The 18,739-nt window shown below is 71.0% G+C and carries 18 protein-coding genes; 1 reads left to right on the top strand and 17 read right to left on the bottom strand.

Annotation, left to right across the window (positions count from 1 at the left end; translation table 11 throughout):
- Nucleotides 1–31: 31 nt before the first annotated feature.
- The 6 genes from carB to pyrR all read right to left on the bottom strand — a co-directional run bounded on the left by carB (nt 32) and on the right by pyrR (nt 8,075).
- On the bottom strand, nt 32–3,340 hold the full coding sequence (gene carB / locus ACFYXK_RS16805) for a carbamoyl-phosphate synthase large subunit (RefSeq protein WP_389411787.1): 3,309 nt from the start codon (nt 3,338–3,340) through the stop codon (nt 32–34).
- Entirely contained in the window at nt 3,333–4,481 is a 1,149-nt protein-coding gene (gene carA, locus ACFYXK_RS16800; RefSeq protein ID WP_389411786.1) for a glutamine-hydrolyzing carbamoyl-phosphate synthase small subunit, read from the bottom strand. The genes carB and carA overlap by 8 nt, the downstream gene beginning before the upstream one ends.
- Nucleotides 4,478–5,059: a hypothetical protein gene (locus ACFYXK_RS16795; protein WP_389411785.1), complete on the bottom strand. Its 582-nt coding sequence runs from the start codon at nt 5,057–5,059 to the stop codon at nt 4,478–4,480. The genes carA and ACFYXK_RS16795 overlap by 4 nt, the downstream gene beginning before the upstream one ends.
- A complete protein-coding gene (locus ACFYXK_RS16790) occupies nt 5,056–6,342 on the bottom strand; it encodes a dihydroorotase (protein WP_389411784.1) in 1,287 nt (428 codons plus the stop codon). The genes ACFYXK_RS16795 and ACFYXK_RS16790 overlap by 4 nt, the downstream gene beginning before the upstream one ends.
- A gap of 2 nt (nt 6,343–6,344) precedes the next feature.
- Entirely contained in the window at nt 6,345–7,334 is a 990-nt protein-coding gene (locus tag ACFYXK_RS16785) for an aspartate carbamoyltransferase catalytic subunit (RefSeq protein ID WP_030294587.1), read from the bottom strand.
- Between the two features lie 144 nt (nt 7,335–7,478).
- Nucleotides 7,479–8,075 carry a bifunctional pyr operon transcriptional regulator/uracil phosphoribosyltransferase PyrR gene (gene pyrR / locus ACFYXK_RS16780; RefSeq protein WP_383512057.1) on the bottom strand — a complete coding sequence of 199 codons (597 nt, stop codon included), beginning with the start codon at nt 8,073–8,075 and terminating at the stop codon, nt 7,479–7,481.
- Between the two features lie 263 nt (nt 8,076–8,338).
- On the opposite strand from pyrR, the gene bldD reads away from it, so the two are divergent.
- Complete coding sequence (bldD, locus tag ACFYXK_RS16775) at nt 8,339–8,839, top strand: transcriptional regulator BldD (protein WP_007263032.1); 501 nt, start codon at nt 8,339–8,341, stop codon at nt 8,837–8,839.
- Nucleotides 8,840–9,040: 201 nt separating this feature from the next.
- Here the strand turns inward: bldD and nusB are convergent, their stop codons facing one another.
- From nusB to ruvX, 11 genes are all read right to left on the bottom strand, one after another.
- The gene (gene nusB / locus ACFYXK_RS16770; RefSeq protein ID WP_356848408.1) at nt 9,041–9,472 is read right to left on the bottom strand and encodes a transcription antitermination factor NusB; all 432 of its coding nucleotides are present in this window, start codon (nt 9,470–9,472) and stop codon (nt 9,041–9,043) included.
- 2 nt (nt 9,473–9,474) lie between these two features.
- Entirely contained in the window at nt 9,475–10,041 is a 567-nt protein-coding gene (efp, locus tag ACFYXK_RS16765) for an elongation factor P (protein ID WP_389411783.1), read from the bottom strand.
- Nucleotides 10,042–10,100: 59 nt separating this feature from the next.
- The gene (locus ACFYXK_RS16760; protein WP_389411782.1) at nt 10,101–11,210 is read right to left on the bottom strand and encodes a M24 family metallopeptidase; all 1,110 of its coding nucleotides are present in this window, start codon (nt 11,208–11,210) and stop codon (nt 10,101–10,103) included.
- A 76-nt stretch (nt 11,211–11,286) separates the two neighbouring features.
- Nucleotides 11,287–12,054 carry an AAA family ATPase gene (locus ACFYXK_RS16755; RefSeq protein WP_389411781.1) on the bottom strand — a complete coding sequence of 256 codons (768 nt, stop codon included), beginning with the start codon at nt 12,052–12,054 and terminating at the stop codon, nt 11,287–11,289.
- A gap of 80 nt (nt 12,055–12,134) precedes the next feature.
- Entirely contained in the window at nt 12,135–12,569 is a 435-nt protein-coding gene (aroQ, locus tag ACFYXK_RS16750; RefSeq protein ID WP_327363271.1) for a type II 3-dehydroquinate dehydratase, read from the bottom strand.
- On the bottom strand, nt 12,566–13,657 hold the full coding sequence (aroB, locus tag ACFYXK_RS16745; RefSeq protein WP_389411780.1) for a 3-dehydroquinate synthase: 1,092 nt from the start codon (nt 13,655–13,657) through the stop codon (nt 12,566–12,568). Before aroB ends, aroQ begins: the two co-directional genes overlap by 4 nt.
- Nucleotides 13,654–14,172 (bottom strand): shikimate kinase, encoded by a 519-nt coding sequence (locus tag ACFYXK_RS16740; protein WP_383512061.1) that lies wholly within the window; start codon nt 14,170–14,172, stop codon nt 13,654–13,656. Before ACFYXK_RS16740 ends, aroB begins: the two co-directional genes overlap by 4 nt.
- On the bottom strand, nt 14,169–15,353 hold the full coding sequence (gene aroC, locus ACFYXK_RS16735) for a chorismate synthase (protein ID WP_383512062.1): 1,185 nt from the start codon (nt 15,351–15,353) through the stop codon (nt 14,169–14,171). Before aroC ends, ACFYXK_RS16740 begins: the two co-directional genes overlap by 4 nt.
- Before the next feature lie 208 nt (nt 15,354–15,561).
- On the bottom strand, nt 15,562–16,383 hold the full coding sequence (locus ACFYXK_RS16730) for a shikimate dehydrogenase (RefSeq protein WP_389411779.1): 822 nt from the start codon (nt 16,381–16,383) through the stop codon (nt 15,562–15,564).
- On the bottom strand, nt 16,380–18,038 hold the full coding sequence (gene mltG, locus ACFYXK_RS16725; RefSeq protein WP_389411778.1) for an endolytic transglycosylase MltG: 1,659 nt from the start codon (nt 18,036–18,038) through the stop codon (nt 16,380–16,382). The genes ACFYXK_RS16730 and mltG overlap by 4 nt, the downstream gene beginning before the upstream one ends.
- A gap of 229 nt (nt 18,039–18,267) precedes the next feature.
- Nucleotides 18,268–18,738 carry a Holliday junction resolvase RuvX gene (ruvX, locus tag ACFYXK_RS16720; RefSeq protein ID WP_046780370.1) on the bottom strand — a complete coding sequence of 157 codons (471 nt, stop codon included), beginning with the start codon at nt 18,736–18,738 and terminating at the stop codon, nt 18,268–18,270.
- Nucleotide 18,739: the final 1 nt, after the last annotated feature.

Genomic DNA, 18,739 nt, shown 5'->3' with positions numbered 1-18,739 from the left:
CGCATCCGTGTCCCCCTCCTCGTACGGGCTGCTAGTCGCGGGCCGCGGTCAGGTGCTCCGCGTGCTCCTGGAGCGAGCGGACGCCCACGCCGCCGTGGTTGAGCGCGTCGATGCCCTGGACGGCCGCGGCGAGCGCCTGGACCGTGGTCAGGCACGGGACGCTGCGCGCCACGGCCGCCGTACGGATCTCGTAGCCGTCGAGGCGGCCGCCGGTGCCGTACGGGGTGTTGACGATCAGGTCGACCTGGCCGTCGTGGATCAGCTGGACGATGGTCTTCTCGCCGTTCGGGCCCTCGCCCTCGCTGAGCTTGCGCACCACGGTGGCGTTGATGCCGTTGCGGCGCAGCACCTCGGCGGTGCCGGAGGTGGCCATGAGCTCGAAGCCGTGGGCGACCAGCTCGCGCGCCGGGAAGATCATCGAGCGCTTGTCGCGGTTGGCGACGGAGATGAACGCGCGGCCCTTGGTGGGCAGCGGGCCGTAGGCGCCGGCCTGCGACTTGGCGTACGCCGTGCCGAAGACGGAGTCGATGCCCATGACCTCGCCGGTGGAGCGCATCTCCGGGCCGAGGACGGTGTCGACGCCGCGGCCGTGGATGTCGCGGAAGCGCGACCACGGCATGACGGCCTCCTTGACGGAGATCGGCGCGTCGAGCGGCAGGGTGCCGCCGTCGCCGGTCTTCGGGAGCATGCCCTCCTCGCGCAGCTCGGCGATGGTGGTGCCGAGCGAGATGCGGGCGGCGGCCTTCGCGAGCGGGACCGCGGTCGCCTTCGAGGTGAAGGGGACGGTGCGGGAGGCGCGCGGGTTGGCCTCCAGGACGTAGAGGATGTCACCCGCCATCGCGAACTGGATGTTGATCAGGCCGCGGACGCCGACGCCCTTGGCGATGGCCTCGGTGGAGGCGCGCAGCCGCTTGATGTCGAAGCCGCCGAGGGTGATCGGGGGCAGGGCGCAGGCGGAGTCGCCGGAGTGGATGCCGGCTTCCTCGATGTGCTCCATGACGCCGCCGAGGTAGAGCTCGTTGCCGTCGTAGAGGGCGTCGACATCGATCTCGATGGCGTCGTCGAGGAAGCGGTCGACCAGCACGGGGCGGGTCGGCGAGATCTCGGTGGACTCGGCGATGTACGACTCGAGGCGGGCCTCGTCGTAGACGATCTCCATGCCGCGGCCGCCGAGCACGTAGGACGGGCGGACGAGGACCGGGTAGCCGATCTCGTCGGCGATGGCCTTCGCACCCGCGAAGGTGGTCGCGGTGCCGTGCTTGGGGGCGGGCAGGCCGGCCTCGGCGAGGACCTGGCCGAAGGCGCCGCGGTCCTCGGCGGCGTGGATGGCCTCGGGCGAGGTGCCGACGACGGGGACGCCGTTGTCCTTGAGCGCCTGGGCGAGACCGAGGGGGGTCTGGCCGCCGAGCTGGACGACGACGCCGGCGATGGGGCCGGCCAGCGACTCGGCGTGGACGATCTCCAGCACGTCCTCGAGCGTCAGCGGCTCGAAGTACAGGCGGTCGGAGGTGTCGTAGTCCGTCGAGACGGTCTCCGGGTTGCAGTTGACCATCACGGTCTCGTAGCCGGCGTCGCTGAGCGCGAAGGAGGCGTGGACGCAGGAGTAGTCGAACTCGATGCCCTGGCCGATGCGGTTCGGGCCGGAGCCCAGGATGATCACCGCGGGCTTGGTGCGGGGCGCGACCTCGGACTCCTCGTCGTACGAGGAGTAGAAGTACGGGGTCTTCGCCGCGAACTCGGCGGCGCAGGTGTCGACCGTCTTGTAGACCGGGCGGACGCCGAGGGCGTGGCGGACCTCGCGGACGACGTCCTCGCGCAGGCCGCGGATCTCGGCGATCTGGGCGTCGGAGAAGCCGTGCCGCTTGGCCTCGGCGAGGAGCTCGGGCTCGAGCTTCTCGGCGCCGGCCAGCTCGTCGGCGATCTCCTTGATCAGGAAGAGCTGGTCGACGAACCAGGGGTCGATCTTCGTGGACTCGAAGACCTCTTCCTGGGTGGCGCCGGCGCGGATGGCCTGCATGACGGTGTTGATGCGGCCGTCGGTCGGGCGGACCGCGGTGGCCAGCAGCTCGGCCTTGTCACCGGGGTCGCCGACGAAGGTGAACTGCGAGCCCTTCTTCTCCAGGGAGCGCAGGGCCTTCTGGAGGGCCTCGGTGAAGTTGCGGCCGATGGCCATGGCCTCGCCCACCGACTTCATGGTGGTGGTGAGGGTGGCGTCGGCCAGCGGGAACTTCTCGAAGGCGAAGCGCGGGGCCTTGACCACGACGTAGTCGAGGGACGGCTCGAAGGAGGCCGGCGTCTTCTCGGTGATGTCGTTGGGGACCTCGTCGAGCGTGTAGCCGATGGCCAGCTTGGCGGCGATCTTGGCGATCGGGAAGCCGGTGGCCTTCGACGCGAGCGCCGAGGAGCGCGAGACGCGCGGGTTCATCTCGATGACGATGACGCGGCCGTCGACCGGGTCGATCGCGAACTGGATGTTGCAGCCGCCGGTGTCGACGCCGACCTCGCGGATGATCGCGATGCCGATGTCGCGCAGCCGCTGGTACTCGCGGTCGGTCAGCGTCATCGCCGGGGCGACGGTGATGGAGTCGCCGGTGTGGACGCCCATCGGGTCGAAGTTCTCGATGGAGCAGACGACGACCACGTTGTCCTTGGTGTCGCGCATCAGCTCCAGCTCGTACTCCTTCCAGCCGAGGATGGACTCCTCCAGGAGCACCTCGGTGGTCGGGGAGAGCGTGAGGCCCTGGCCGGCGATGCGGCGCAGCTCGTCCTCGTCGTGGGCGAAGCCGGAGCCGGCGCCGCCCATGGTGAAGGAGGGGCGGACGACGACGGGGTAGCCGCCGAGGGTGTCGACGCCCTTGATGACGTCGTCCATCGAGTGGCAGATGACCGAGCGGGCGGACTCGCCGTATCCGATCTTGGCCTTGACGGCCTCGACGACGCCCTTGAAGAGGTCGCGGTCCTCGCCCTTGTTGATGGCCTCGACGTTGGCGCCGATGAGCTCGACGCCGTACTTCTCCAGCACACCCTGCTCGTGCATGGAGATCGCGGTGTTGAGCGCGGTCTGGCCGCCGAGGGTCGGGAGCAGCGCGTCGGGGCGCTCCTTCGCGATGATCTTCTCGACGAACTCGGGGGTGATCGGCTCGACGTACGTGGCGTCGGCGATCTCCGGGTCGGTCATGATCGTCGCCGGGTTGGAGTTCACCAGGATGACCCGCAGGCCCTCGGCCTTGAGGATGCGGCAGGCCTGGGTGCCGGAGTAGTCGAACTCGGCGGCCTGTCCGATGACGATCGGGCCGGAGCCGATGACCAGGACGGACTGGATATCGGTGCGCTTAGGCACGCTCGGCCTCCATCAGGGATACGAAGCGGTCGAAGAGGTATGCGGCGTCGTGCGGGCCGGCAGCCGCTTCGGGGTGGTACTGGACGGAGAAGGCCGGCTGGTCGAGCAGCTGGAGGCCTTCGACGACCTGGTCGTTCAGGCAGACGTGGGAGACCTCGGCGCGGCCGTAGGGGGTCTCGGAGACCTTGTCGAGCGGCGCGTCCACGGCGAAGCCGTGGTTGTGCGCGGTGACCTCGACCTTGCCGGTGGTGCGGTCCTGCACCGGCTGGTTGATGCCGCGGTGGCCGTACTTCAGCTTGTACGTGCCGAAGCCGAGCGCGCGGCCCAGGATCTGGTTGCCGAAGCAGATGCCGAAGAGCGGGGTCTTGCGCTCCAGGACGCCCTGCATGACGGCGACGGGGCCGTCGGCGGTGGCCGGGTCGCCCGGGCCGTTGGAGAAGAACACGCCGTCGGGCCGGACCGCGTAGACGTCCTCGACGGTGGCGGTGGCGGGCAGCACGTGCACCTCGATGCCGCGTTCGGCCATCCGGTGCGGGGTCATGCCCTTGATGCCGAGGTCGACGGCGGCGACGGTGAACTTCTTCTCGCCGATGGCGGGGACGACGTACGTCGCCTTGGTGGCGACCTCGGCGGAGAGGTTCGCGCCCTTCATCTGCGGGGAGGCCTGGACCTTCGCCAGCAGGGCCTCGTCGCGGACGTGCGCCCAGGCCTCGCCCGAGAAGATGCCGACGCGCATGGCGCCGCGCTCGCGCAGGTGGCGGGTCAGCGCGCGGGTGTCGATGCCGCAGATGCCGACGACGCCCTGCTTGACCAGCTCCTCGTCCAGCGAGCGCTGCGAGCGCCAGTTGGAGGGGATGCGGGCGGGGTCGCGTACGACGTACCCGGCGACCCAGATGCGGGAGGACTCGGGGTCCTCGTCGTTGACGCCGGTGTTGCCCACGTGCGGGGCGGTCATCACGACGACCTGCCGGTGGTACGACGGGTCGGTGAGGGTCTCCTGGTAGCCGGTCATGCCGGTGGAGAACACGGCCTCGCCGAAGGTCTCCCCCACAGCGCCGTAGGCGCGGCCGCGGAACATCCGACCGTCCTCCAGGACGAGTACGGCGGGAGCTTTGGCTGCTCCCCTGGTGGAGGTCGTCATCGTTCGGCGCCTTCCGTCGTGATGGATTGGTTCATGAGATTGAGTGCTTCGACCCAGGCGGCGTGTTCGGCCGCGCGGTCGGAGCGGAATCCGGAGTCGATCAGCTTGTCGCCGTGCGCCCAGGTGACGACGAGGAGACCGCCCTCGGTGAGTACCTTGCCCGCGATTCCCTTGTCGAGGCGGGCGCCGCGCAGCTGCGCGGCCGGTACGAAGAAGTCGGTGGCACCCGGACGGACCACGTCGAGGCCCGCGTCGGTGAGCGTGAGCTCGACCCGGCTGCGGACGCCCAGACCGTGGGCGACGATCCGGTCGAGCCATTGCCCGGCGGTGGTGGACCCGTGGTACCGGCCGGTCAGGGCCAGCCGGTGCTCGGGGAGGCCGCCGGGGGCGGCGGGGAGCTCCGGCAGATCGCTCTGCAGGGCTCCGCGCCATTTCCAGCCCTGCCGCATCAGCCAGTACACGAACGCGATGAAGACGAGCAGACCGATCACCCACGCGATGCGGGCGCCCCAGTCCGTCACCTCCGCCGACCGTCGTTCGGCGGCCTCGGCGGCCAGTTGGATTACTGCAGGTGTCACGCCAGATTCCCGTCCACGACCGTTGCCCGGCCCCGCAGGAAGGTGTGAGTGACGCGACCCGGCAGCTCACGGCCCTCGTAAGGCGTGTTGCGGCTGCGGGAGGCGAAGTGTGCGGGGTCCACGACACCACGGTACGAGGTATCGACCAGCGTCAGGTTCGCGGGTTCACCTGCCGAGACGGGGCGGCCGTGGTGGTCCAGGCCGCCGATCCGCGCCGGGGCGAAGGACATGCGCTCGGCGACGCCCGCCCAGTCGAGGAGCCCGGTCTCCACCATCGTCTGCTGGACGACGGAGAGCGCGGTCTCCAGTCCCACCATGCCCATGGCTGCGGCGGCCCACTCGCAGTCCTTGTCCTCGTGGGGGTGCGGGGCGTGGTCGGTGGCGACGATGTCGATCGTGCCGTCGGCGAGTGCCTCGCGCAGGGCCATCACGTCGCGCTCGGTGCGCAGCGGCGGGTTGACCTTGTAGACCGCGTTGTACGAGCGGACCAGCTCGTCGGTGAGGAGGAGGTGGTGCGGGGTGACCTCGGCGGTGACGTCGATGCCGCGGGACTTGGCCCAGCGGACGATCTCGACGGAGCCGGCGGTGGAGAGGTGGCAGATGTGCACGCGGGAGCCGACGTGCTCGGCGAGGAGGACGTCGCGGGCGATGATCGACTCTTCGGCGACGGCGGGCCAGCCGCCCAGGCCCAGCTCGGCGGAGACGACGCCCTCGTTCATCTGGGCGCCTTCGGTCAGGCGGGGCTCCTGGGCGTGCTGGGCGACGACGCCGCCGAAGGCCTTCACGTACTCCAGGGCGCGGCGCATGATCACGGCGTCGTCGACGCACTTGCCGTCGTCGGAGAAGACGGTGACGCGGGCGGCGGACTCGTGCATGGCGCCCAGCTCGGAGAGCTGCTTGCCCTCCAGGCCGACGGTGACGGCGCCGATGGGCTGCACGTCGCAGTAGCCGGATTCCTTGCCGAGCCGCCAGACCTGCTCGACGACGCCGGCGGTGTCGGCGACCGGGAAGGTGTTCGCCATGGCGAAGACGGCGGTGAAGCCGCCGGAGGCCGCGGCGCGGGTGCCGGTCAGGACGGTCTCGGAGTCCTCGCGGCCGGGCTCGCGCAGGTGGGTGTGCAGGTCGACGAGGCCGGGGAGGAGGACCTGGCCCTCGGCCTCGATGACGGTCGCGCCCTCGGCGGAGAGTCCGGTGCCGACCTCGGCGATGGTCTCGCCGTCGATCAGGACGTCCTGCGCCTCGCCACCGAGTACCTTCGCCCCACGGATCAGGATCTTGCTCATGATTACTTGCTCTCCTCGATGCGGGGCGTGCTGGTTGTGGTGACGGCGGGCTCGGAGCCTCCGAGCAGCAGGTACAGGACGGCCATCCGGGTGGAGACGCCGTTGGCGACCTGCTCGACGGCGGTGCAGCGGTCGGAGTCGGCGACCTCGGCGGTGATCTCCATGCCGCGGTTCATCGGTCCGGGGTGCATGACGATGGCGTGCTCGGGCATCTTGGCCATGCGGTCGCCGTCGAGCCCGTACCGGCGGGAGTACTCGCGCTCGGTCGGGAAGAAGGCGGCGTTCATGCGTTCGCGCTGCACACGCAGCATCATGACCGCGTCGGACTTCGGCAGCACCTCGTCGAGGTTGTACGAGACCTCGCAGGGCCAGCTCTCGACGCCGATCGGGACCAGGGTGGGCGGGGCCACCACGGTGACCTCGGCGCCGAGCGTGTGGAGCAGCTGGACGTTGGAGCGGGCGACCCGGCTGTGCAGGACGTCGCCGACGATGGTGATACGCCGGCCGTTCAGGTCCTTGCCGAGGCCGGCGTCGCGGCCGACCAGGCGGCGGCGCATGGTGAAGGCGTCCAGCAGCGCCTGGGTGGGGTGCTCGTGGGTGCCGTCGCCCGCGTTGACGACGGCGGAGTCGATCCAGCCGGAGGTCGCGAGCCGGTAGGGGGCGCCGGAGGCGTGGTGGCGGATGACGACCGCGTCCGCGCCCATGGCCTCGAGGGTCAGCGCGGTGTCCTTCAGGGACTCGCCCTTGGAGACCGAGGAGCCCTTGGCGGAGAAGTTGATGACGTCGGCGGAGAGCCGCTTGGCGGCCGCCTCGAAGGAGATCCGGGTGCGGGTCGAGTCCTCGAAGAAGAGGTTGACGACGGTGAGGCCGCGCAGGGTGGGCAGCTTCTTGATCGGCCGGTCCGCGACGCGTGCCATCTCCTCGGCGGTGTCGAGGATGAGGACGGCGTCGTCGCGCGTGAGATCGGCGGCCGAGATGAGGTGGCGCTTCATCAGGGTGCTCCGTATGTCGGTGAGGTCAGAGCAGTGGCGAGGTCAGAGCGGTGAGGGGCGGAGCGGCGGACGGGAGGGAGTGCGGCCCGGCGGGCAGGCTCGCGCACGGCCCCCGCGTTCGGGGCCCCTCACCCGTACGGGCTACTACCGCCCGGCGGCCGCGTCGGTCCGCTGCCCGAGCAGTACGGCGTCTCGGCCGTCCTCCTCCTGGAGCTGGACCTTGACGGTCTCCCGCAGCGACGTGGGGAGGTTCTTGCCGACGTAGTCGGCGCGGATCGGCAGCTCGCGGTGGCCGCGGTCGACGAGGACCGCGAGCTGTACGGCGCGGGGGCGGCCGAGGTCGCCCAGTGCGTCGAGGGCGGCTCTGATGGTGCGGCCGGAGAAGAGCACGTCGTCGACGAGGACGACGAGGCGCCCGTCGATGTCGTCGCCGGGGATCTCGGTGCGGCCGATCGCGCGGGCGGGCTTCATCCGCAGGTCGTCGCGGTACATGGTGATGTCGAGGGATCCGACCGGGATCTTCGTGCCGGTGATCTCTTCGAGCTTGGCGGCCAGCCGGCGGGCGAGGTACACACCGCGGGTGGGGATGCCGAGGAGCACCACGTCGTCGGCGCCCTTGGCGCGTTCGACGATCTCGTGGGCGATGCGGGTCAGCACCCGCGCGATGTCCTGTGCCTCGAGCACGGGGCGCATCGCCTCGATGCTCTGGGCATCGACGTTCTGAGCAGCCTGAGCGTCCATGAAAAGGACCTCCTTCTCCGCCTCACGGGACGGACCTTAAAGGACGTCTGATGTACGTCCTCCACGGTACCAGGACCCTGGTGGGGAACCCGCACCGGGCCGGTGCCCGCCCCTCGTACGTGGGCGTCGAAGAGCATTCGGCTTGACGCATCCAAGTAACGCTGCGTAACCTCACAGTGAGTTACCAGCCGCGCGGCGGAGCCGCACGTGGTCCATGTCGTCAGCGTCCATGTCGTCACAGCGTCACAGCGTCCGGGAGCGTTATGTCCAGCGAATACGCCAAACAGCTCGGGGCCAAGCTCCGCGCCATCCGCACCCAGCAGGGCCTCTCCCTCCACGGTGTCGAGGAGAAGTCCCAGGGCCGGTGGAAGGCCGTGGTGGTCGGATCGTACGAGCGCGGGGACCGCGCCGTGACCGTCCAGCGCCTTGCCGAGCTGGCGGACTTCTACGGGGTGCCGGTGCAGGAGCTCCTGCCGGGCACGACCCCCGGAGGGGCGGCCGAGCCGCCGCCGAAGCTGCGCCTCGACCTCGAGCGCCTCGCGGGCGTGCCCGCCGAGAAGGCCGGTCCGCTGCAGCGGTACGCGGCGACCATCCAGAGCCAGCGCGGGGACTACAACGGCAAGGTGCTGTCGATCCGTCAGGACGACCTGCGCACCCTCGCCGTCATCTACGACCAGTCCCCCTCGGTCCTGACCGAGCAGCTGATCAGCTGGGGCGTGCTCGACGCGGATGCGCGTCGCGCCGTGGCGCACGAGGACATCTAGTCCCGCGCCCAGGACCAGCAGAAACGTTACCGGCGTGGGCCGGGAGCCGGCCGTGGCTCCCGGCCCACGCCGGTTTCGCGTCTCCGGGCCCGGCAGCGCAAGCGGAACCGCAGGCGGAGCACGAAGGAAGCGGAAGCAGAAACGGAGGGCCCGCGGCGCATGTGCGCTGCGGGCCCTCCGTTCTCGCCGAACCGCCGGGGTCTACTCTCCCCGGCGCAGGCTCGGCTTCAGGTCCTTGAAGCGGGCCAGCAGCCCGTTCACGAACGAGGGGGACTCGTCCGTCGAGAATTCCTTGGCCAGCTGGACGGCCTCGTCGATGGCCACGGCGTCCGGGGTGTCGTCCACCCAGATCAGCTCGTAGGCACCGAGCCGCACGATGTTCCGGTCCACGACCGGCATGCGGTCGAGTTCCCAGTCCACGGCGTAGGTGACGATCAGGTCGTCGATGCGGTTCACCTTGTCGGCGTAACCCTCGACGAGATCCATCGTGAAGGCGCTGACGGGCGGCTGCCGGTCGTCCGACCGCGCGTGGCGGATCCAGTCCGCGAGGACCTCGCGCACGGGCACCCCGCGCTGGTCGGCCTCGAACAGGATCTGGAATGCGCGCTTGCGCGCGTTGCTGCGGGCAGCCACGGTTAGCTGTTCACCCGGCCGAGGTAGTCGGAGGTGCGGGTGTCGACCTTGACCTTCTCGCCGGTGGTGACGAAGAGCGGGACCTGGATCTCGTACCCGGTCTCCAGGCGCGCCGGCTTGGTGCCACCGGTGGAGCGGTCGCCCTGGACGCCCGGGTCGGTGTGCTCGATGACGAGCTCGACGGCGGCCGGGAGCTCGACGTAGAGCACCTCGCCCTCGTGCTGGGCGACCGAGGCGGTGAAGCCCTCGATCAGGAAGTTGGCGGCGTCGCCGACGGCCTTGCGGTCGACCATCAGCTGGTCGTAGGTCTGCATGTCCATGAAGACGAAGTAGTCGCCGTCCATGTACGAGAACTGCATGTCGCGGCGGTCGATGGTGGCCGTCTCGACCTTCGTGCCGGCGTTGAACGTCTTGTCGACGACCTTGCCGGACATCACGCTCTTCAGCTTGGTGCGCACGAAGGCCGGGCCCTTGCCGGGCTTGACGTGCTGGAACTCGACGACGGACCAGAGCTGGCCACCGTCGAGCTTGAGCACCATGCCGTTCTTGAGGTCGTTCGTGGAAGCCACGGTTGCGGAATCTCCTGCACTGGAAGACCACGGGTGCGCGCACAGCCCGCCGCAGCGGGCTAGAGCGCGAGCAGCTCCTTGGTCGTAATGGTGAGTAGCTCGGGACCGCCGTCCGCCTCGGGGCGCACGACGAGCGTGTCATCGATCCGGACACCTCCCCGGCCCGGGAGGTGAACCCCCGGTTCGACGGTGACCGGCACGCAAGCGTCCAGTTTACCCATTGCCGTAGGTGCAAGCTGCGGGTCCTCGTCGATTTCGAGGCCGACGCCGTGTCCGGTCCACGGAGCAATGGATTCACCATGTCCTGCGGAGTCCAGTACGGAGCGCGCGGCACGGTCGACCTCGCGGTACGCGGCGCCGGGCACGAGGGCCTCGCGTCCCGCCCGCTGGGCCGCGAAAACAAGATCGTAGAGCTCGATCTGCCAGTCGGCCGGGCTGGTGCCGATGACGAAGGTCCGGCCGATCTCGCAGCGGTAGCCGCGGTAATTGGCGCCGAGGCAGACGGAGAGGAAGTCGCCCTCCTCGACGCGGCGGTCGGACGGCCGGTGCCGGGAGCTCCCCGAGTTCGGCCCGGTGCCGACGGAGGTCGGGAAGGCCGGTCCGTCGGCCCCGTGGTCGACGAGGCGGCGCTCCAGCTCCAGGGCGAGGTGGCGTTCGGTGCGGCCCACCAGGATCGACTCCAGCAGTTCGCCGAGCGCCTGGTCGGCGATCTCGGCGGCGATCCGCAGGCAGGCGATCTCCTCCTCGTCCTTGACGAGGCGCTGCTGCTCCACGGAGGTCCCGAGGTCTGCGAGCCGCAGCTTGGGCGCGACGGAGCGCAGGGCCCGGTGCCGGGCGACGGTGAGGTGGTGCTCCTCGACGGCCAGCGAGTCGGCGCGCAGGGAGGCGGCCGTGTCGCCGGCGGCGACGGCCGCGTCGCTGCCGGGGGCGGACAGCACGGAGAGTCTGAGCTGATCGTCGAGGCGGCCCTCGTCGGCTTCGCCGCTGGGCGGGCCGACGGTGAAGAGCATGTCCTCACCGCCCGGCCCGACGAGCAGGACGGCGCCCGGCGGGGACGCCCCGGCGAGGTAGCGGACGTTCGCCGGACGCGTGATCAGTGCGGCGGCGTTCCCCGCGGCGGCACAGCGGTCGCGAAGCAGGCCCCGGCGGGCCGCGTACACGTCTGACATGTCTTCGAGCGTACGAGCGCCCCGCGCATCCGGCCTGGTGAGCACGCCCGTACGAGGGCCCGGCCGCGCGGGGCGGTCAGAAGGCGGGTGCCGCGATGGCGCGGGCCAGGGCTTCGTCCAGGGCCCGGGACGTGCCTTCCACGTCGAGGTCCGAGTTGTCGATGATCGGCAGGCCGGAGCCGTACCAGCCGGCCATCCGGCCGTGGATGCGGGCGACCTCCTCGTCCGAGAGGCGCCGGTTCCCCGAGCGGGCCGCATTGCGCTCCAGGACGATCTCCAGGCCGGGAAGGAGGACGACCGGCAGCAGGGCGGGGCCGACGTGGCGCTTCCAGCCGCCCAGGCCCACCACGGGCCGGTCGGGGAACACGGCGTCGTCGAGGATGCAGGAGATCCCGTTGGCCAGGAAGTTGCGGGCGGCGAAGCCGCAGGTGCGGCGGGCCAGCCGGTACTGGGCCTCGGAATGGTCGTTCCAGCCCGCCTGCGGGTCCGCGAAGCCCGAGCACACCCATTCCCGGACGTCGTCCAGGCTCACGTGCGCGGTCGGCACCGGCCGGGTGCTGGCCCAGTGCCGGGCCACCGTGGTCTTCCCCGCGCCCGCCGGGCCGATCAGCAGCACGGCCAGCGTGGCGCCGCCGGTGCCGGGCACGGCGGGCGGCAGCGGGATGTGCCCCGTCGTGGCCTCGGGGCCGGACGGCGGTGGCGGCGGCACGTGCGGCGGCGGTGCCTGCGGCGGCGCAGGCACCGGCCACCCCTGTGCGGGGGGTATCGGCGGCTGCGGGGGCGCCGACGGATGATGTCCCGGCTGCCCCCAGCCGGCGCCGCCGCCCCCCACTCCTTGCTGCATCCGCTGCCACTCCGTCTCGTTCCACCGACTGATGCGAGAACGTTATATGACCGCGGCGGCGGAGCCGCCCACCAGCACCGTCAGACTTCGTCCGCCAGTGCGCGCAGCGCCAGCCGGTACGAGCCGATGCCGAAGCCCGCCACCGTCCCGGTCGCCACCGAGGCGATGACCGACGTGTGCCGGAACTCCTCGCGGGCGTACGGGTTCGAGATGTGCACCTCGATCAGCGGCGCGGTGCGCTGCGCGGCCGCGTCCCGCATGGCGTACGAGTAGTGCGTGAAGGCACCCGGGTTGATCACGACCGGGATCTTGCCGTCCGCCGCCTCGTGCAGCCAGCGTACGATCGCGCCCTCGTCGTTGGTCTCGCGGACCTCGACGTCGAAGCCGAGCTCCTCGCCGAGCGCGCGGCAGCTCTCCACGAGTCCGGCGTACGAAGTGGCACCGTACACGTCGGGCTCGCGCGACCCGAGCCGGCCCAGGTTCGGGCCGTTCAGCACGAGCACCTTGCGGCTCACGCCGACACCTCGCCGTACGCGGCGACCAGGTGTGCCGGGTCGGGGCCCTCGAGGACGGTGGGCTTGGCCAGTCCGTCGAGGACGATGAAGCGCAGCAGGTTGCCGCGGGACTTCTTGTCGACCTGCATGGTCTGGAGCAGCTGGGGCCACTGGTCGCCGCGGTAGGTCAGCGGCAGGCCGACGGAGGCGAGGATCTCCCGGTGCCGGTCGGCCGTCGCGTCGTCGAGCCGGCCGGCGAGGCGGCCGAGTTCGGCGGCGAAGACCATGCCGACGGACACGGCAGCGCCGTGGCGCCACTTGTAGCGCTCGTTCTTCTCGATGGCGTGCGCGAGGGTGTGCCCGTAGTTGAGCATCTCCCGCAGCCCGGCCTCCTTGAGGTCGCTGGAGACCACGTCCGCCTTGACCTGGATGGAGCGGGTGATCAGCTCGGCCGTGTGCGGGCCGTCGGGCGTACGCGCGCCCTGCGGGTCCGCCTCGATGAGGTCGAGGATCACCGGGTCGGAGATGAAACCGGCCTTGATGATCTCCGCGAGGCCGCTGACGTAGTCGTGGACCGGCAGCGAGTCCAGCGCCGCGAGGTCGCACAGCACGCCGGCCGGCGGGTGGAAGGAGCCCACCAGGTTCTTGCCCTCGGCGGTGTTGATGCCGGTCTTGCCGCCGACGGCCGCGTCGACCATCGCGAGGACGGTGGTCGGTACGGCGATCCAGCGCACCCCGCGCAGCCAGGTGGCCGCCACGAAGCCCGCGAGGTCCGTGGTGGCTCCGCCGCCGACGCCGACGATCACGTCGGTGCGGGTGAACCCGGACTGGCCCAGCGCCTTCCAGCAGTACGCGGCGACCTCGGCCGTCTTGGCCTCCTCGGCGTTCGGCACCTGGATGGCGACCGCCTCGTAGCCCTGTGCGGCCAGGTCGTCGCGCAGCGCCTCACCGGTCGAGGCCAGCGCCTCGGGGTGGATCACGGCGACCCGCTGGGCCTGGGTGCCGATCAGTGCGCCGAGCTCGCCGAGCAGCTGCCGGCCGACCAGCACGTCGTACGCGTCGTGTCCGGCTACGGCGCCGACCTGGATGCGCGTCACCTGGTCTGTCATACGTCCTTCAACTCCAGAGCGTCGAGGACCGCCTGGGCGACCTCTTCGGGGGTGCGGTCGTCGGTGGCCACCACGACGCGCGCGACTTCGGTGTACAGGGGGCGCCGGGCCTCCATCTGCTCGCGCCACTGGCGGCGCGGGTTGACGGCGAGCAGCGGGCGCGCGGCGCCCAGGCCGACGCGCCGGACGGCTTCCTCGACGTCCATGGAGAGGTAGGCGACGGGCAGGCCGGCCAGCAGCTGCCGGGTGCCCGCGTCGAGGACGGCGCCGCCGCCGAGGGCGAGGATTCCGGTGTGCCGGGCGAGGGCGGCGGCGACCGCCTGCCGTTCCAGCTCACGGAAGTACGGCTCGCCCTCGTCGACGAAGATGTCCGAGATCTCGCGGCCCTGGGCCGCGACGATGTCGGCGTCGGTGTCCCGGTAGGGGACGCCGAGCCGTTCGGCGAGCAGCGCCCCCACCGTGGACTTGCCGGACCCCATGGGGCCGACGAGGACGACCAGTGGTCCGCCCGTCACCGGATCTGCAGGTTGTCGAGGTACGACCGGACGTTGCGCCGGGTCTCGGGCACCGAGTCGCCGCCGAACTTCTCGACGACCGCGTCCGCGAGGACGAGGGCGACCATCGCCTCGGCGACGATGCCGGCGGCGGGGACGGCGCAGACGTCGGAGCGCTGGTGGTGCGCGGCCGCGGCCTCGCCGGTGGCGACGTCGACCGTGGCGAGCGCCTTCGGGACGGTCGCGATCGGCTTCATGGCGGCCCGTACGCGCAGCAGTTCACCGGTGGTCAGACCGCCCTCGGTGCCGCCGGAGCGGCCGGAGGTGCGCTTGATGCCCTCGGGGGTGGACACGATCTCGTCGTGCGCCTGCGAGCCCGGTACGCGGGCCAGGTCGAAGCCGTCGCCGACCTCGACGCCCTTGATGGCCTGGATGCCCATCAGCGCGGCCGCGAGGCGGGCGTCCAGGCGGCGGTCCCAGTGCACGTGCGAGCCGAGGCCGACCGGGACCCCGTACGCGAGGACCTCGACGACGCCGCCGAGGGTGTCGCCGTCCTTGTGGGCCTGGTCGATCTCGGCGACCATCGCCTTCGACGCGTCCGCGTCGAGGCAGCGCACCGGGTCGGCGTCCAGCTTCTCCACGTCCGCGGGGGTCGGGTACACGCCGTACGGGGCCTTGGCCGCGGCCAGCTCGATGACGTGCGAGACGATCTCGATGCCCGCGGTCTCCTTGATGAAGGACCGGGCGATGGCGCCGAGGGCGACGCGGGCGGCGGTCTCACGGGCGCTCGCGCGCTCCAGGATCGGCCGGGCCTCGTCGAAGCCGTACTTCTGCATGCCCGCCAGGTCGGCGTGGCCCGGGCGCGGACGCGTCAGGGGGGCGTTGCGGCCCGTCTCCTTCAGCTCCGAGGGGTCCACGGGATCGGCCGACATGACCTTCTCCCACTTCGGCCACTCGGTGTTGCCCACCATGACCGCGATCGGCGAACCCAGGGACAGACCGTGGCGGACACCGCCGAGGAAGGTCACCTCGTCCTGTTCGAACTTCATCCGCGCACCGCGCCCGTACCCGAGCCGGCGCCGCGCCAGATGGTCGGCCACCAGCTCGGTGGTGACCGGAACGCCGGCGGGAAGCCCCTCCAGCGTCGCCACCAGCGCCGGACCGTGCGACTCCCCGGCGGTCAGCCAACGCAACCTGCTCAACGATGCTCCTCATGCTCGCGCCTGGTACTGCGGCGGCGCGGCCGGGTGCGCGGCCCGGACCCGCCATACCCGATCCTCCCACGTCCGGGCCGGTACACCGCCCTCCGGTCCAGCTGGCGGACGCCGGTGCACCCTCCCCACCCTGGCGGGTCCGGTTTCACGCGAGCAAGATCAGTGTGCGCAGTGCATCAGGTGTGCCGCCCGGACCTCAGTGGCGGGCGCGCAGGGCGGCCTCGCCGGCGGCCCGTATGGCGGCCAGCGGCGCGGTGTGGCGGCCGGTCATCTGCTCGACCTGGAGCACCGCCTGGTGGACGAGGAGGTCCAGGCCGCCGAGGAGGCGGCCGCCGTGCTGCGACCAGGCCGCCGCGAGGGCGGTCGGCCACGGGTCGTACAGGACGTCGAACAGGGTGCCCGGACCGGCCGGGACGGCGGCTGCCAGCCAGTCCGTGGCGCTGGCCGGGGTGGTCGCGATGACCAGCGGCGCGCCGAGCCCGTCGGCGGCGTCCGTCCAGTCGGCCGTGCGGACGGCCACGCCGAGGCGCTCGCCCCACTCCTGCATCTCGTCGGCGCGGGCCCGGGAGCGCACGTACACCGTGACCTCGCCGGAGCAGATCCGGGCGAGGGCGGCCAGGGCCGAGGAGGCGGTGGCGCCGGCGCCGAGGATGGTGGCGTTCTCCACCTTGTCGACGCCGCGCTCGTGGAGCGCGGAGACGATGCCGGGGATGTCGGTGTTGTCGCCGAGGCGGCGTCCGTCCTTCGTCAGGACGACCGTGTTGACCGCCTCGACGGAGGCGGCGGTGTCGCTGATGGCGTCGAGCAGCGGGATGACGGCGCGCTTGAGCGGCATCGTCAGGGACAGCCCGGCCCACTCGGGGCCGAGGCCGGCGACGAACTGCGGGAGCGCGGCCTCGTCTATCTCGAAGCGGTCGTAGGACCAGTCGACGAGGCCGAGCTCCTGGTACGCGGCGCGGTGCAGCACCGGTGAGAGGGAGTGCTCGATCGGTGAACCGAGCACGGCTGCGCGTATCACTGCCCTGCCTTCTTCCGTTCCTCTTCGTACCGCTGGCGGTTCTGGTTGTGCTCGGCGTTCGTCACGGCGAAGAGGGTCTCGTTCTCGTTCACCGACACGAAGTAGTACCACGGTCCGGCGGCCGGGTTGATCGCCGACTTCAGCGCGTCCGGGCCCGGGTTGCCGATCGGGCCGGCGGGCAGGCCCTTGATCTTGTACGTGTTGTACGGGTCGTCGAGCTTGCGCAGGTCGTTGACGGCACCGACGTCCAGGGTGCTCTGGCCCTTGATGTAGTTGACGGTGGAGTCGAAGTCGAGCAGTCCGTACGTCTCGGTGTTGCCCGGCTTGAGGCGGTTGTAGACCACCCGGGAGATCTTGTCGAAGTCGTGCTGGTACTTGCCCTCGGCCTGGACGAGGCTCGCGACGGTGACGAGCTGCAGCGGGTTCGCGAGGCCCAGCTTGGCCGCCTGCCCCTGGAGGTCCGCGCTCGCGTAGGCCTCGTTGGACTTGGCCACCATCTGCTTGAGCAGCGACTGGGGGCTCGCGTCCTTGCTGAGGTCGTAGCGGGCCGGGTAGAGGAAGCCCTCGAGCGGGTCCTTGATGTCCTTGTTGTTGTTGGCCCACTCGGGCAGACCGAGGTTCTTCGCCTCCTTGGAGGCGATGTCCTTGGTCGTGCCCTCCTTGAGCTTGAGCTTGTCGTCGATGGCCTTGTAGACCTGGATGTTCTTCCAGCCCGGGATGACGTCGAGGGCGTTGACCCCGGCGCCGTTCACCATGAGGTCCACGGCGGCCTTGCCCGACATGTGCTCCTTCATCACGTAGGAGCCCGCCTGGATCGCACCGCCCTTGGGGTTGGCCTTGGCGGCGGCGACGAAGGCGTCCGCGCTCTTGACGACGCCGTGCGCCTTGAGGATGCGGCCCATCTCACCGACGCCGGTGCCCTTGGGGATGTCGATGGCGACGGAGCCCTCGCCCTCACCGGCGTAGTCCTCGCCGGTGCTGAACTTGGACTTGATGTAGTCGTAGCCGTAGTAGCCGCCACCGCCGATGACGGCCACGATGACGACGGCGGCGATCAGGCAGGCCGCGCCGTTGCGGCGCTTGGGCTTGCCCTTCGAGCGGCCGCGGCGTCCGCCGGCGTTCGGCTCGTCGGAATCGTCGTCGTCTCCGCCGCCGGGCAGGATCGAGGCCTTCTCGGGCTCGTCGTCGGCGTACTCCGCCTCCGGCTCCGGCTCCTGTTCCGTGACCAGGTGGCGCCGGCCCGGGGGCTGCGGCGGCGGGTAGGCCTCGGGGGTGCCGTAGAGGTCGGGGGCCTCGCCCGGGTAGCCGCCGACGGGCTGCTGGGCGTACGGGTCCGCGCCGAGGTACGGGTCGGCCTGCGGAACAGCGGCGTACTGGCCCTGGCCGGTGTCCCAGCCCTGGCCGTCGTACCCCGGCTGCTGCTGCGGCTGCAGCAGCTGGTGCTGCTGCTGGGCCTGGAGGGGCTGCTGCGGGGCATAGCCCTGCTGCTGCTCCGGGTACCCCTGCTGCACGTACTGCTGCTGGTACTGCGGGTCCTGCCGGTACTGGTCCTGCTGGTACTGCGGGTTCTGCTGGTGGTACTGCGGGTACTGCTGCGGGTCGTGCGGGTACTGCGGCTCCTGCGGATGCTGCTGCGGGCCACCGGCATGGGGCATCTGAGCCTGCTGGGCCTCGTGCCCGGTCCACCCCTGGTCCCCGTACAGGGGATCCTCAGGGTGCCACGGTTCGGGGCCACGGCCCCGGCCATACTCAGTCATCGATCCCCTAGAGCCGCGAGACGGAGGCAACGGCTACATCCGCCGCGGCACCCGGTTCCGCCTCTGAAGTGGTGGGCGACGACTGTTCGAATGCCGCCGCATCGCGCGGAACGTTACCGTATCGCGATCAGACAACCACTTCGACGCACTCACCGGGCGGATTACCTGATACCCGTTCGGTCTCAAGAGCGTTCTGAAGGATCACCACTGCGGCCGCCTGGTCGATCACCGAACGGCCCTTCTTCGCGTTCCTCCCCGAGGCCCTCAGCCCCTGGGCGGCGGTGACCGTGGTCATCCGCTCGTCCACCAGACGGACCGTCACCGGCTTGATTCCCTTGGCGAGTTCCGTGGCGAACGCGCGCACCTTGGCCGCGGCCGGCCCCTCCCGCCCGCTGAGCGAACGGGGCAGACCGACCACGACCTCCAGGGGTTCGTACTCCTCGACGAGCTGCCGCAGCCGCCGGTGGGCGAAGGGGATGTCCCGGCCCGGAACGGTTTCCACCGGTGTGGCGAGGACCCCATCGGGGTCGCACGAGGCGACCCCGATACGGGCGTCCCCGACATCGATGGCGAGACGGCGACCGCGGCGCAGAGTCATG

Source organism: Streptomyces sp. NPDC002209 (assembly GCF_042890265.1).
In the GTDB taxonomy this organism is placed as follows: domain Bacteria; phylum Actinomycetota; class Actinomycetes; order Streptomycetales; family Streptomycetaceae; genus Streptomyces.
Note: the sequence above shows the minus strand (reverse complement) of the source record. Positions and strands in the feature narration are given on the sequence as shown.

Coding starts and splice junctions, on each gene's coding strand:
- carA (WP_389411786.1), bottom strand. CDS start 4,481: ATGACGACCTCCACCAGGGGAGCAGCCAAAGCTCCCGCCGTACTCGTC.
- ACFYXK_RS16790 (WP_389411784.1), bottom strand. CDS start 6,342: ATGAGCAAGATCCTGATCCGTGGGGCGAAGGTACTCGGTGGCGAGGCG.
- ACFYXK_RS16785 (WP_030294587.1), bottom strand. CDS start 7,334: ATGAAGCGCCACCTCATCTCGGCCGCCGATCTCACGCGCGACGACGCC.
- pyrR (WP_383512057.1), bottom strand. CDS start 8,075: ATGGACGCTCAGGCTGCTCAGAACGTCGATGCCCAGAGCATCGAGGCG.
- bldD (WP_007263032.1), top strand. CDS start 8,339: ATGTCCAGCGAATACGCCAAACAGCTCGGGGCCAAGCTCCGCGCCATC.
- ACFYXK_RS16760 (WP_389411782.1), bottom strand. CDS start 11,210: ATGTCAGACGTGTACGCGGCCCGCCGGGGCCTGCTTCGCGACCGCTGT.
- ACFYXK_RS16755 (WP_389411781.1), bottom strand. CDS start 12,054: ATGCAGCAAGGAGTGGGGGGCGGCGGCGCCGGCTGGGGGCAGCCGGGA.
- aroB (WP_389411780.1), bottom strand. CDS start 13,657: ATGACAGACCAGGTGACGCGCATCCAGGTCGGCGCCGTAGCCGGACAC.
- mltG (WP_389411778.1), bottom strand. CDS start 18,038: ATGCCCCATGCCGGTGGCCCGCAGCAGCATCCGCAGGAGCCGCAGTAC.
- ruvX (WP_046780370.1), bottom strand. CDS start 18,738: ATGACTCTGCGCCGCGGTCGCCGTCTCGCCATCGATGTCGGGGACGCC.